Origin of the sequence: Devosia litorisediminis, assembly GCF_018334155.1 — a bacterium.
GTDB lineage: Bacteria > Pseudomonadota > Alphaproteobacteria > Rhizobiales > Devosiaceae > Devosia > Devosia litorisediminis.
In genome coordinates this window covers 1,644,503-1,657,370 of the sequence record NZ_JAGXTP010000001.1, presented here as the reverse complement: position 1 = coordinate 1,657,370, position 12,868 = coordinate 1,644,503, and the positions used below count along the sequence as shown (strand labels likewise).

Below are 12,868 nucleotides of genomic sequence, written 5' to 3'. Positions count from 1 at the left end.
AGCCGTGCGTGATTGAAGCTTCTGTCCGGCCCCGACCACAAGCAGCTGAGCCGATGCCGCGATCCGCCCTTAGAACCGTTCGAGGTCCTGCACCGACCACCAGCTGATCACCACGACACCCAGGTCCAGCACCCACACCTGCCGCGTTCTTTCAGCCCAGCGCATTTGCCAGCGTGGCTTGATCTTCAACACACCACCGCGCGTTCTAAAACTCATCCAGGCCATTGCCGCTCTCCACCAGCGCCCGAGATCAGCTGATTAGGCAACCAAATGGCCGCGCGCGGTAGCCGCCAATCGAGCGTGGCAGCCATCCGCTGACCGAAGACCGGACGCCATAAATATCTGGCATGCGCGACAATTCACCGGGGTGAGGGTCCTGTGGAATCACCGGGGTGAGGGTCCTGTGGAAGTTACAATTGTCGGGATTTGCGCAGGACTTGATTAGCGCGAATAGGCCAGTGGTGCGGGGATGTCCGGGAGGCTCCATGGAACGCGCATTTGGCTGGCTATTGGCGATGGGCTACCCTCGACAGGGCGTCGACTGGCTGCGTCGGCATCGCCTGTGGGTGATCCTTGTTCTGGCTGTTCTGGCCTGGTTGCCGGTGATTGGTCTGGTCTGGCTGTTCTTTTCTCTTCTGTCCTGAGCCAATGCAGCATCGCCCTGCGACGATGTAAGGGCTGACATCGTTCGGCAATGGGCGTACACAGCAAACCCAATCAACCACCTTTCAGGATCATGGCGCGTCAAATGACTGCCGGTGAAGACATTGCCATGCGCCGCAAGAAGCTGCGCTATCGTGCCTGGCACAGGGGCACGCGCGAAATGGACCTCGTTCTGGGCCCGTTTGCCGACGCCCATACCGAGGCCATGAATGAAGTCCAGCTTGATCAGCTTGAAGCGCTGATGAGCGAGGAGGATCCGCCGCTCCTGACCTGGGTGATGGGGCAGGTCGAGCCACCTGAGCACATTGATCGCGACTTCCTGGCTCAGGTCATAGCCGACCATCACGCGCGGCTGGCCAAATGAACGACGTCGTGCAGCAAAAGCCCACACGCACCATCGCCAATGTGCCGGACGGCATGCAGCCAATGGTGCTGGCGCGCTTGATCCAGCAGCGCATCGAGGCAGCCCCGGACGATGCCGCCAGTATCGTCTTTGTGGCCCGCGATGGCCGGCGCCTGCAGCGCATGGCCGATATTCTCAGCGCCATGCTGCCCGGCCATCCGGTGCTGACGCTGCCCGCCTGGGACAGTCTGCCCTATGACCGCGTCTCGCCCAACAATGTGACCATCGCCGCGCGCATGAGCACGCTGGCGGCGTTGACCACAGGCAGCAAGGGCGCCGTGGTGCTCACAGCGGTCAATGCCCTGATCCAGCGCCTGCCGCCACGCGACGTTGTTGAGACCATGTCGTTCTCGGCCGCCGCCGGGCGCATTGTCGACAGCGAAAAGCTGATCGCCTGGGCCGCCAATAACGGCTATCTGCGCGTCCCCACCGTGCGCGAAAGCGGCGAATTTGCCGTACGCGGCGGGCTGGTCGACCTGTTTCCCGCCAGCGCCGAAGCCCCGTTGCGCTTTGATTTTTTCGGCAGCCAGCTGGAATCGATCCGCACCTTTGATCCCGATAGCCAGCGCACCACGGGCACGCTGAAATCCATCGCGCTGACGCCGATGAGCGAAGTGGTCCTGACCGAAGAGACCATTCGCCGCTTCCGCCAGAAATACACCGCAGCCTTTGGCGGCAATACGGTCGACGATTCGCTCTATGCCTCGGTCAGCGGGGGCGCGCGCTATTCCGGCACCGAGCATTGGTTGCCCTTCTTTTACGACCACCTCGATACGCTGGCCCAATATGTCGGCGATGCGCCCTTCGTCTTCGATGAGCAGGCCGCCGAAGCCTATGGCGACCGTGTCGAACAGATCCGCGACTATTACGATGCCCGCGAATCGGCGCGCCTGCTGCCGACAGTGGCGGGGGCAGGGGCACCCTATAAGCCGATCAAGCCAGAGCTGCTCTACGCGGTAGATGAACACCCCTATGCACTGGCCGGGGCGTCGGTCATCCAGCTTTCCCAGTTCATGGCGCCCGATACCAAGGCCAATGACGACGCGGGCGGCCATATTGCGCCAAGCTTTGCCGCTGAACGTCAGGCCACCGACACCAATCTGTTCCAGTCGGTCGTTGATCGCCTGCTGGCCGAGCGCAAGGCCGGACGCCGCACCATTGTGGCGTGTTGGAGCACGGGCACGCGCGACCGCATGGTGCAGGTGCTCAAGGATCACGGCCTGACCAATCCGCGCATGGCGGAAAACTGGCGCGATGCAGAAACCACCAGCGCAGCGACCACGTCGCTGGTTGTGCTGCCACTTGAAAGCGGCTTTGAAACCAAAGATTTGCTCGTGCTTTCCGAGCAGGATATTCTGGGTGAGCGCATCCTGCGGCCCCAGCGCAAGAAAAAGGCCAGCGACGCCCTGACCGAAGCCGCGAGCCTGGCCGCCGGCGATCTGGTGGTGCACGTCGATCACGGTATCGGCCGCTTCCTTGGCCTCAAGGTCATCGAGGCCGGCGGCGCACCCCACGAATGCGTCGAACTCGAATATGGTGGTGACACCAAGCTCTATTTGCCGGTTGAGAACATTGAGCTGCTGACCCGCTACGGCTCCGACGAAGGCAATACCACGCTCGACAAGCTCGGTGGCGTCGCCTGGCAGGCCAAGAAGGGCAAGCTCAAGCAGCGCATCCGCGAAATGGCGGAACAGCTGATCAAGATCGCTGCCGCCCGCCAACTGACACGCGCCGACGTGGTCGAGATCAATCCCGGCGCTTATGACGAATTTGCCGCCCGTTTCCCCTATGAGGAAACCGAAGACCAGATGGCCGCCATCGAGGCGGTGTTTGATGATGTGACCTCGGGCCGCGTCATGGATCGCCTGGTGTGTGGCGATGTGGGCTTTGGCAAGACCGAAGTGGCTCTGCGCGCCGCCTTCGCCGTGGCGTTGAGCGGCAAGCAGGTTGCCGTCGTCGTGCCGACCACGCTGCTGTCACGCCAGCACTTCAAGACCTTCTCGGAGCGCTTCGCCGGGCTACCCGTACGCGTGCGCCAGGCCTCCCGCATGGTCGGGAGCGCTGAGCTCAAATCCACCAAGGAAGGCATTGCCGACGGTCAGGTCGATATCGTGGTGGGCACCCATGCCCTGCTGTCCAAGACCATCAAGTTCAAGGATCTGGGCCTGCTCATCATCGATGAGGAGCAGCACTTTGGCGTTGGCCACAAGGAGCGCCTCAAGGAGCTCAAGGCCAATGTCCATGTGCTGACCCTGACTGCCACGCCAATCCCGCGCACCCTGCAGCTGGCATTGACCGGCGTGCGTGATCTCAGCCTGCTGGCGACCCCGCCGGTCGACCGTCTGGCCATCCGCACCTTCATTTCCCCCTTTGACGCCCTGTCGGTGCGCGAAGCGCTGCTGCGTGAAAAATACCGCGGCGGCCAGAGCTTCTATGTCGTGCCGCGCATTCGCGATCAGGTTGAAATCGCCGAGTTCCTCAAGGACCACGTGCCCGAAGTCTCCTATGTCGTGGCCAATGGCCAGATGGCGCCGGGCGAGCTCGACGACATCATGAACGCCTTCTACGACAACAAGTTCGACGTGCTGGTGGCCACCACCATCGTTGAATCCGGGCTCGACATTCCCAACGCCAATACGCTGATCGTGCATCGCGCCGACCATTTCGGTCTGGCCCAGCTCTATCAGATCCGCGGCCGCATCGGGCGGGCCAAGGCCCGTGCCTATGCGCTGTTCACCGTGCCCGCCGACCGCAAGCTAACCGACACCGCTGAACGCCGTCTGGGCGTGCTGCAATCGCTTGAAAGCCTGGGCGCCGGCTTCCAGCTGGCCAGTCACGACCTCGATATTCGTGGCGCCGGCAATCTGCTGGGCGACGAGCAGTCCGGTCACATCCGCGAAGTGGGCTTCGAGCTCTATCAGTCCATGCTCGAAGAAGCCGTGGCCAACCTCAAATCCGGCGAGGGCGATTACGAGGACACCAATGAGTGGAGCCCGCAGATCTCGCTGGGCATGCCGGTCATGATTCCCGAGAGCTATGTGCCCGATCTGCAATTGCGCATGCAGCTCTATCGCCGCCTCGGCGATCTGACCGATATCCGCGATATCGATGCCGCCGGTGCCGAACTCATCGATCGCTTCGGGCCACTGCCCGAGGAGGTTGAAGCGCTGCTCAAGGTGATTCTGGTCAAGGCGTTGTGCCGTCAGGCCAATGTCGAAAAAGTCGATGCCGGTCCCAAGGGCGCGGTCATCACCCTGCGCAATAACGAGTTCGCCAATCCGGCCGGTTTGGTCAGGATGGTCAGCGATCCGGCAAGCCAGGTGCGCATTAAACCCGATCAGAAACTCGTGTTCGCTCGCAACTGGCCCACGCCAAATGACCGACTCAAGGGTGCCGCCGGTATTCTGTCGCGCCTAGCAAAACTGGCAGAAACCGCTTCTTAGGCCACCCGCATCAACCCTGTCTGGTCATATTGCTTTGGTATGGGCTATTGGTCATGTTATTGCCCGAATTCAGCACTTGAAGGACAGTTCATATCTCAAGGTGGCGCTAAGTCACCGGGACTGCCAAGGAAGCCAAGGAAATTCTATGAACTTCAGGAAACCTCTCGTCGCCGGTTTTGCGGTGGCTGCGCTCATGCTGTCCCCGTTGTCGGCTTTCGCACAAGAAGCAACGCCCGCTCCGGACGCAGCTGCTACCGAGACCCCCGCCGTCGCTGACGACGCCGTGGCCGCTGCAACCGCAGGCGCTGGCGTACCGTCCACCAACTGGCTTAAGGTCTGCGATCCGCTCGAAGACGGCCAGAAGGCCTGCATCATGCGCCAGGTTGTCCTGGCCAATGGTCAGTTCCTCGGCTCGTTCCTGCTGCGCGATGATCCGGGTCAGGAGAGCCGTCTGCTGGCTGTGGCCGCCGTGCCACTCGGCGTGCTGCTGCCATTCGGCCTGACATGGCAGATTGACGGCTCCAAGCCCGTCCGCGTGCCCTACATGCTGTGCGACCCTACCTCGTGCGCCACCCAGCTGGTGATCAACGAGCAGTATGTGAACTCGCTCAAGAAGGGCAGCACGCTCAAGCTGACCGCCAAGAACCGCCAGAATCAGGATCTTACCATCGAGATCGATCTGGCTGGCTTCACCGCCACCTATGACGGCGAAACCGCGATCACCTTTGACGAGTTCCGCAAGGAAACCTCCGGCGAGAACGCCCTTGAGCAGGTCCTGCAGGACCGCGCCGAAGAGCTGCGCCAGCAGCTTGAGACGCCAGCCGCCGACGCGCCAGCAGAGCCCGCTGCTCAGTAAGCTGATCGTATCAGCAATGTTTTTGAAAGGGGCGCGGGCAACCGCGCCCTTTTTGTTGGCTAGCGCCGACCCATGCCCACATCGAACGCCTGCCGCCGCAGATTGGGCGCGAGCTTGAGCGCCCACAATCCGCCGGCGCGCAGCGCCTGTGCTGGAACCATGTCGGCGAGCAGGGAGCGGAACAGCGTGTCCACCACGCCGCCGGTCTGTGCCAGATCAGTGGTGCGCCGTCTGGCATAATCGACACTGAGTTGATCGGCCCAGTCAGCCTGATCGCGATCAGCGCCGTCCAGCACGGCAGCCAGATCAGCCACGTCGCGTAGGCCCAGATTGAGCCCTTGTGCCCCGATGGGCGGGAAGGCATGCGCCGACTCGCCGACCAGCACCACGCCATCCTGGCCCGCTCTGTTAACGCTCAGCGTGCTTAGCGGGAACACAAAGGACGGCGTCGCCATGGCGATAGTGCCAAACAGTCGCTGGGACTTTTCGGCAAAGATCGCCAGTAGGGCCTCGGTGCCACCAGCCTGCGCTTCGGCCAGCACCGCGGCATCATCGATCCACACCAGATTGGCGCGATTGCCGCCCGCTGGAACCAGGGTGAATGGCCCCTTGGGATAGTGAAACTCGATTGAGGTGCCACCAATCGGGCGGCCCAGATCAAGATCGCACACCAGGGCCGACTGGTCGAACTGGCGTTCGCTCGCGCGCAGGCCAGCTGCACTGCGCACCAGTGACTTCTTGCCATCGGCGCCTACCACCAGCGGCACGCGCAGGGGGGGGGCATCGCTCAGCGTCACTGTCCAGCCAGCGGCGTCCCGGTCGAGCGCCTTGGCGCCCACGGCGCGGGTCTCCAGTGTCTTCAGGCTTGCCGCAACGGCGTGAAAGCGCTCCAGCAGGGTGCGGTTGGCAAAATTCCAGCCAAAGGCTTCCAGCCCGGCTTCGCCCGCATCAAACAGTGTCTCGGGTGCCCGGATCAGCCGCCCTGTGGCGTCGATGATGCGGATCTGGGTCAGGGCATGGCCCAATGCTGCCGGCGTTTCGATCAGACCGGCCCTGCGCAGATAATCCACGCTGGGCATCATCAGGGCCGATGTGCGCCGATCCGGCGGTGCGCTCGGCGCCAGATGGATTGTGCGCAATCCGGCCTTGGCGACCGCGATAGCCGCAGCCACGCCGGCCAGGCCACCGCCCACCACGATGGCATCGGCGTCGAACCCGCTCATCTGGCGTCTGCCAGGCGCTTGGCGTGGCCGCTTGGCACAATCAGGCTACCGGCATAGGAGCCCACCAGCATGGCCAGCAGGAACAGCCACAGACCATCGGGCACAAAGGCGATCAGCGAAATTGCCGGGCCCGGGCAGATGCCCGCCATGCCCCAGCCAATGCCGAACATCACGGCACCACCGATCAGCCGCTTATCGATGCGGTCATATTCGGGCTCGTGAAATTGCAGATCAAACAGCGGCGCCTGCCGCCCGCGGCTGAACCGCACCGCAATGAACATCACCACGATGGCCGGCACGATCACAAACGCCAGACTCGGGTCCCAGCCACCCGAAGGGATGGCGGTAACATCGAGAAACCGCAGCACCTTGTTGGCGTCAACCATCTGCGAGACATACAGACCCGCGCCAAACAGGGCGCCGCTCACAGCTGCGGTTGCGAGATAAGGGAGTTTAAGGGCGCGCATCAGACGACTCCCGTCACAGCGACAGTGACCATGGCCACGCCGAAAAACACCAGAACGGCCACCAGCGAGCGTCGCGACAACCGCGCCAGTCCGCACACACCGTGCCCCGAAGTACAGCCATTGCCGATTTTGGTGCCGATGCCGGTCAGTAGACCCGCGATGACGAGCCAGACCGGTGTAGCGATGCCCCAGCCATCTGGCGCTTCGACCAGTGCTGCGGGAACCGAGCCACCCATGCCCACCTGTGGGAACAGCTTGGCGACCACGAAAGTGGAGCCCACCATGGCAACCAGAAATACCAGCCGCCAGACCACGGTCTGCGCTGGCGGCAGCAATTGCCCGAAAATACCGGAGATGCCGGCGATGCGGCCATTGCCCAACCACAGCACGGCTGTGGCCAGACCGATCAGGCTGCCACCGATAACGGCGGTCAGCGGCGTAAACGATTCCATGAAGTTCTCTTCTCAACTCGATTGCCCACCAGAGTATCATTGCCAGGTGGGCTGATGCCAGCGATGCGGCGACCGCTTTGTGCTGCGCAACGCCGCAGGTGGAGGAAAACTCTGCTGCAAAGGCTTTTGCCCGCGCCAATCCCGGCCTAAACAGGATCAACTCAGACTTTCCGTGTGTGGTGCCTTTGCTGGGAGGCCACACCCAATCAAGGACCCTGCCATGACCAAAGCCATTCTCGTTCATCAAACCGGCGGGCCAGAAGTGCTGAGCTTTGAAGATCATGCCGTCGGCGCGCCGGGCGCCGGGCAGGTGGCCCTGCGCCAGACCGCCATCGGGCTCAATTTCATCGACACTTATCAGCGCGCCGGGCTCTATCCGGTGCAACTGCCCTTCGTGGCCGGCAATGAAGCTGTCGGCGTGGTGACCGCACTGGGCGACGGCGTCACCGATTTCAAGATTGGCGACCGCGTTGCCTATCAGGGCCTGGTCGGGGCCTATGCCCAGGAACGTCTGGTCACTGCGGACCGACTGGTGCCGATCCCAGATGCCGTCGATGATCAGACTGCAGCCGCCATCCTGCTCAAGGGACTGACGGCCTATTACCTGCTGTTCAAGACCTGGGCCGTGGCCAGGGACGAGACCATCCTCTGGCATGCGGCGGCAGGCGGCACCGGGCTGATCGCCACGCAATGGGCCAAGGCGCTGGGCGCCACCGTCATCGGTACCGCCGGCAGCGACGACAAGACCGCGCTGGCCAGCGCGCATGGCTGCGATCACGTCATCAACTACACCACCGAGGATTTCGCTGAGCGCGTCCGCGAGATCACTGATGGACGCGGCGTCGACGTGGTCTATGACGGCGTTGGCAAGGCCACCTTCGAGAAGTCGCTGGACTGCCTGCGACCGCGCGGCCTGCTGGCCAGCTTCGGCAATGCTTCGGGTGTGGTGGCCATCCCCGATATCACCGTGCTGGCGCGCAAGGGCTCGCTCTACGTCACCCGGCCGACCGGCGCGCACTATTTCAGCCAGCGCGCCGAGCTGCTCGAGGGCGCCAAGGCGCTGTTCGATGCGGTCGCCAGTGGCGCCATCAAGGTGCAGGTCAATCACAGCTTCCCACTGGCGCAGGCCGCCGATGCCCATCGCGCCCTTGAAAGCCGTCAAACCACAGGCTCGGTCGTTCTGATCCCCTGACACTCTGGACAGCCCGCCACTCTGCCGCTAAAGGCTCACTCGTCGGGTGGGTGGCAGAGTGGTCGATTGCTCCGGTCTTGAAAACCGGCGGGCGTGCAAGCGTCCCGGGGGTTCGAATCCCTCCCCACCCGCCATGCTCTCCAGCAATCTGAAATCACGCTGCGCCGCCGGTTCTGCAAGCTTGAGCGCCGAGCCATGTCGACCTGGCTGGTGGTTGCAACGTTGACACCAAAAATCTTCAAACTCAGCAGCAGCACCAGTTCTCGGACCTCTTTCCGCTCGTGCCAGATTGCGTAAGGTGCTGGAAAGGCGCTGAATTCTAGCGGGAAATGCTAGTTGTTGCGGGGGAGTATGAGGTTTTTTCGGCTATTGGTGCGGCTGTTTTCGGTAGGGAGACCCGCGCCAACACGGCAAATACGTCGTCGGCGCCGGTCGCCTTGGCACGTGCGCTGGCCGAGTGTTCTCACCCAAACCAAGGAGTCAGCCTCACGCAGCGACCGCCATTCAGGGGCGTTGTTGGGTGATTGACGGAGATACGATCGTGATTGGCAAGTCTCGCGTGCGACTCGCCGGCATCGATGCGCCAGAACTCGATCACCCTTGGGGAAAGCAATCGAAATGGGCTCTGGTCCAACTGTGTAAGGGCCAGACGGTAACCGCCGTGCTTAAGCCAGAGCTTTCGTATGATCGTTTGGTCGCAGAATGCTTCCTGCCTGACGGACGCGACCTCGCGGCCGAATTGGTTAGCAGCGGCTTGGCCCTGGATTGGCCTAAGTTTTCCGGTGGCAAGTATCGACATCTGGAGCCGCCGGGCGCACGGCGCAAGCTGTGGCTAGCCCATGCGCGTCAGAGTGGGGAGCTTTGGCCGCGCAGAGATTTCCAACGCTTGCTGCTGCATCACAAGCGCAGCAATTGCAGATGCTGGCAGATTATTAGGTTCTAGCTGCGATCAGCAGCTGCACCGTGCGTTCGTCTGGACCGGTTTGCCACAATCATGTATCCGTTGCCGCGAGCGGTCGCTGGCGCCATAACGGGCGCCGCTACGCCGCGTTTGCACGATAGGAAGAGCTGTGAGCCGCAAGGAATTTGAAGCCTCGAAGATGCGCCGCCTCAAGCGGATCGCCGGGCGCCATGGCCTAACCATCCTGACGGCTGAAAAGCTGACGGCCAAGATGGGCAAGGGCGGTCACGCCATCCGCGAGGACGAAAGCTTCAAGATCATTTTCGGGGACAAGCCGCTGCCGTTTTCAGCGACATTCGAGCAGATCGAGCATTATGTCGAAGAACTCGAAGCGGGCGAAGAGTAAGCTTTCCTGACCTTTCTGGCAATCGGCGTGTTCCAGCCAGCGGGCAAATTTCATTATTTATTCTGTAACAGGAATCGCGTCACACTCGCTCCATTGGCTACCTTTGGAGGCGCGTTCTTGTGTTTACTCTGATCAACGCCGACGTAGAAGACGACGACGCCGAAATCACTGACCCTCAGGAAATTGCAGAATTGTTCGCTGCCATTGCCACTGTTGCCATTGAGGCAATCGGTGCAGGGCAGGCTCGGCAGCTGTTTGACGCTGTCATCGAACAGGACGGCAGGGACCCGAACTAGAGCCGGACGACGAACCTGACCCGGCAGGTCAATCTGGCCGCTATCGCCATGCGATACCGGCACCTTCAAACGGTCTTCCGAGTGGGGCAAGGCGCCTGCACTTATGGACCGGATTGACTGACCCGGGCTGGTCCGACAGGAATAGCCGCATGTTGCGCCCAGGAGGCAGCCTCATGACTGGCTCGCCCGTCATCGAAACATTCCCGACGCCGACCATCGTAACGCTGGGTGATAGCGCTCTGCTGGTGCGCTTTGGCACGGCACTGACTGAATCGGCCAACCGGGCAGCGATTGCGCTGGCGACCCAACTCAACCGCGAGCCGCTCGCCGGCGTGCTCGAAGTCGTGCCCAACCTGGTCTCGGTGCTGTTGCGCTATGACCCGCTGCAATCGCGCCGCGCTGACATTGTGGGCGAGCTTCGCCTGCGCCTGTTCGCGCTGGACCCCGCGGCTGTGTCCGCCAGTCGTGACTGGACCATTTCCGTGCATTTTGATGGCCCCGACCTCGATAGTGTGGCGGCTGATCTGGGCCTGAGCAGCGCCGAATTCATTGCCGCGCACAATGCCCGGCCTGTGCGCGTGCTGGCGACGGGTTTCGCCCCGGGCTTTGTCTATTGCGGCATGCATCCCGATAATCTGGTGGTGCCGCGCCGCACCGAAGTGCGGCCCATGGTGCCGCCGGGCACCGTGCTGTTCGCGGCCGGACAGACCGCCATCACCGCCACCGAACTGCCCACCGGCTGGCACATTATTGGCTCCACCGATTTCAACAATTTCGATCCGGCCGCTGCCGCACCCACGCAATTGGCGCCCGGCGATCAGCTGCATTTTGTGGTGGCTTCATGAGTGCGATTTTGGCGATTACCCGCGCGGGACCTCTGCTCACGGTGCAGGATGCAGGCCGCTTTGGCCACCTGGCCGATGGCATCAGCGCCTCGGGCCCCATGGATGCCATGGCCTATCAACTGGCCGGCGCGCTGGCCGGCGCCGATCATGCCGGGCTCGAAATCACCATGGCGGGAATGGCGCTGAAACTGCAGTCCGGGCGTTGCCGGATCGGTCTGGCGGGCGGGCTCTTTGTGGCTCGTCACAATGAGCATATCCTCGACTGGCCTGGTAGCGTGGTGCTGGAAACCGGCGATGAACTGACCATCACCCCGGGTGCGGCTGGCAATTACGGTTATCTGCGCTTTGACGGGGAACTGGGTCTGCCGCCAGTCATGGGCAGCCGCGCCACCAGCAGCCGTGCGCGCCTTGGGGGGCTCAGCGGGCGTCCCTTGCAGGTTGGCGATGTTCTCGAACTGCATGGCGCCAGCGGCGCCGCGCCCGGTCCCGTCGCCTTGCCCGAGCCGCAGGACGGGCCAATCCGTTTTGTCTGGGGCCTGCATGCCGACCTGTTCGCCACAGAAATCCGCCAGCGCTTCGCCAGCACGCCCTTTGGCATTTCGCGTCGCCTTGATCGCATGGGCGTGCGGCTGGATGAACCCGCGGGTGTCTTTGCCGACGCCACCAGCCTCTCACTGGTTTCCGATGCCATCGTGCCCGGTGACATCCAGATCCTGGGCGATGGCACACCCATCGTGCTGATGCGCGACCACCAGCCCACCGGGGGCTATCCACGCATTGGCACCATCATCACAGCCGATCTGGATCGCTTTGCCCAATTGCGCCCCGAGAGTACGGTCGAATTCGCCCCGGTCAGTGTCGACCACGCGCACCAGCTCCTGCGGAACCGCCAACCATGATCTCGATCGACCTCAATGCTGATCTGGGCGAAGGCACCGGCCATGACGATGATCTGCTCGAGATCGTGTCGAGCGCCTCAATTGCCTGTGGCGGCCATGCGGGCGACGCCCCGACCATTCGCCACATTCTCAAGGTCTGTCAGGCGCGCGGCGTGCGTGCCGGGGCCCATCCGGGGTATGTCGACCCCAAGCGCTTCGGTCGGTTTCGTCTGGTCATGCCGCTCGACAAATTGCTCGGTCAGATCCGCGAGCAGCTGTTTCTCGTGCGCTTTATCGCCGACGAGGTCGGCTATCCGCTCTCTTACGTCAAATTGCATGGTGCGCTGGCCAATCAGACAGCCGAGGAACTGGCTTTCGCCGTGGGCATTTTCGCCACCATTCAGGGCATGGCGCCGTCCATGGCCGCACTGGCGCTCGACAATAGCCAGCAGGTGCGGGCGGCCCGGGCTGTCGGCATGCCCCTGATCCGCGAAGCCTATGCCGACCGCGCCTATACCCCTGATGGGCTGTTGGTGCCCCGCAGCCAGGAGGGCGCGGTAATCCATGATGTCGATGCCGTCATTGCCCGTTGCTTGCGCCTGGCCAAGGCCGGCGAACTGGTGGCTATCGATGGCACGGTGATGCAATCGGCGGCGCGCTCGATCTGCCTGCATGGCGATACGCCGGGCGCTGTCGATCTGGCGCGCGAAGTGCGCGACGCGCTGGAGGGCGACGGCATCACCATCGCCGCCAATGCGCCGGAAATGCCGAAGGATTAGAAATTACCCTGGGCCTCTTAACGGGGAGAGGTGAGATCGGCGGAATGCCTTTAGTCAAAAGACC

The 12,868-nt window shown here is 62.7% G+C and carries 15 protein-coding genes and 1 tRNA gene; 12 read left to right on the top strand and 4 right to left on the bottom strand.

Annotated features, from left to right (window positions below; translation table 11 throughout):
- Positions 1–69 precede the first annotated feature (69 nt).
- Positions 70–225, bottom strand: coding sequence for a hypothetical protein (locus KD146_RS07920; RefSeq protein ID WP_212658155.1), 156 nt, complete (start codon positions 223–225; stop codon positions 70–72).
- 260 nt (positions 226–485) lie between these two features.
- On the opposite strand from KD146_RS07920, the gene KD146_RS07915 reads away from it, so the two are divergent.
- From KD146_RS07915 to KD146_RS07900, 4 genes are all read left to right on the top strand, one after another.
- The gene (locus tag KD146_RS07915) at positions 486–644 is read left to right on the top strand and encodes a hypothetical protein (RefSeq protein WP_212658154.1); all 159 of its coding nucleotides are present in this window, start codon (positions 486–488) and stop codon (positions 642–644) included.
- A 104-nt stretch (positions 645–748) separates the two neighbouring features.
- Positions 749–1,027 (top strand): FAD assembly factor SdhE, encoded by a 279-nt coding sequence (locus KD146_RS07910; RefSeq protein ID WP_249327612.1) that lies wholly within the window; start codon positions 749–751, stop codon positions 1,025–1,027.
- Positions 1,024–4,509, top strand: coding sequence for a transcription-repair coupling factor (gene mfd / locus KD146_RS07905; RefSeq protein ID WP_212658152.1), 3,486 nt, complete (start codon positions 1,024–1,026; stop codon positions 4,507–4,509). The genes KD146_RS07910 and mfd overlap by 4 nt, the downstream gene beginning before the upstream one ends.
- Before the next feature lie 145 nt (positions 4,510–4,654).
- On the top strand, positions 4,655–5,365 hold the full coding sequence (locus KD146_RS07900; protein ID WP_212658151.1) for an invasion associated locus B family protein: 711 nt from the start codon (positions 4,655–4,657) through the stop codon (positions 5,363–5,365).
- A gap of 59 nt (positions 5,366–5,424) precedes the next feature.
- Here the strand turns inward: KD146_RS07900 and KD146_RS07895 are convergent, their stop codons facing one another.
- Genes KD146_RS07895 through KD146_RS07885 form a run of 3 tightly spaced genes read right to left on the bottom strand, consistent with a single transcriptional unit; the run spans position 5,425 to position 7,507 of the window.
- The gene (locus tag KD146_RS07895) at positions 5,425–6,588 is read right to left on the bottom strand and encodes an FAD-dependent monooxygenase (protein WP_212658150.1); all 1,164 of its coding nucleotides are present in this window, start codon (positions 6,586–6,588) and stop codon (positions 5,425–5,427) included.
- On the bottom strand, positions 6,585–7,055 hold the full coding sequence (locus KD146_RS07890) for a DUF6691 family protein (RefSeq protein ID WP_212658149.1): 471 nt from the start codon (positions 7,053–7,055) through the stop codon (positions 6,585–6,587). Before KD146_RS07890 ends, KD146_RS07895 begins: the two co-directional genes overlap by 4 nt.
- On the bottom strand, positions 7,055–7,507 hold the full coding sequence (locus tag KD146_RS07885) for a YeeE/YedE family protein (protein ID WP_212658148.1): 453 nt from the start codon (positions 7,505–7,507) through the stop codon (positions 7,055–7,057). Before KD146_RS07885 ends, KD146_RS07890 begins: the two co-directional genes overlap by 1 nt.
- Before the next feature lie 220 nt (positions 7,508–7,727).
- On the opposite strand from KD146_RS07885, the gene KD146_RS07880 reads away from it, so the two are divergent.
- The 8 genes from KD146_RS07880 (at position 7,728) to KD146_RS07845 (ending at position 12,804) form a co-directional block, all read left to right on the top strand.
- Positions 7,728–8,699, top strand: coding sequence for a quinone oxidoreductase family protein (locus tag KD146_RS07880; protein WP_212658147.1), 972 nt, complete (start codon positions 7,728–7,730; stop codon positions 8,697–8,699).
- Between the two features lie 44 nt (positions 8,700–8,743).
- A tRNA-Ser gene (locus KD146_RS07875) sits at positions 8,744–8,833 on the top strand.
- 407 nt (positions 8,834–9,240) lie between these two features.
- Positions 9,241–9,642, top strand: coding sequence for a thermonuclease family protein (locus KD146_RS07870; protein WP_212658146.1), 402 nt, complete (start codon positions 9,241–9,243; stop codon positions 9,640–9,642).
- Between the two features lie 127 nt (positions 9,643–9,769).
- A complete protein-coding gene (locus KD146_RS07865; protein WP_212658145.1) occupies positions 9,770–10,006 on the top strand; it encodes a hypothetical protein in 237 nt (78 codons plus the stop codon).
- 119 nt (positions 10,007–10,125) lie between these two features.
- Positions 10,126–10,302: a hypothetical protein gene (locus KD146_RS07860; protein WP_212658144.1), complete on the top strand. Its 177-nt coding sequence runs from the start codon at positions 10,126–10,128 to the stop codon at positions 10,300–10,302.
- Between the two features lie 173 nt (positions 10,303–10,475).
- A complete protein-coding gene (locus KD146_RS07855; RefSeq protein WP_212658143.1) occupies positions 10,476–11,147 on the top strand; it encodes a 5-oxoprolinase subunit B family protein in 672 nt (223 codons plus the stop codon).
- Positions 11,144–12,046 carry a 5-oxoprolinase subunit C family protein gene (locus KD146_RS07850; RefSeq protein ID WP_212658142.1) on the top strand — a complete coding sequence of 301 codons (903 nt, stop codon included), beginning with the start codon at positions 11,144–11,146 and terminating at the stop codon, positions 12,044–12,046. Before KD146_RS07855 ends, KD146_RS07850 begins: the two co-directional genes overlap by 4 nt.
- Positions 12,043–12,804 carry a 5-oxoprolinase subunit PxpA gene (locus KD146_RS07845; RefSeq protein ID WP_212658141.1) on the top strand — a complete coding sequence of 254 codons (762 nt, stop codon included), beginning with the start codon at positions 12,043–12,045 and terminating at the stop codon, positions 12,802–12,804. Before KD146_RS07850 ends, KD146_RS07845 begins: the two co-directional genes overlap by 4 nt.
- Positions 12,805–12,868: the final 64 nt, after the last annotated feature.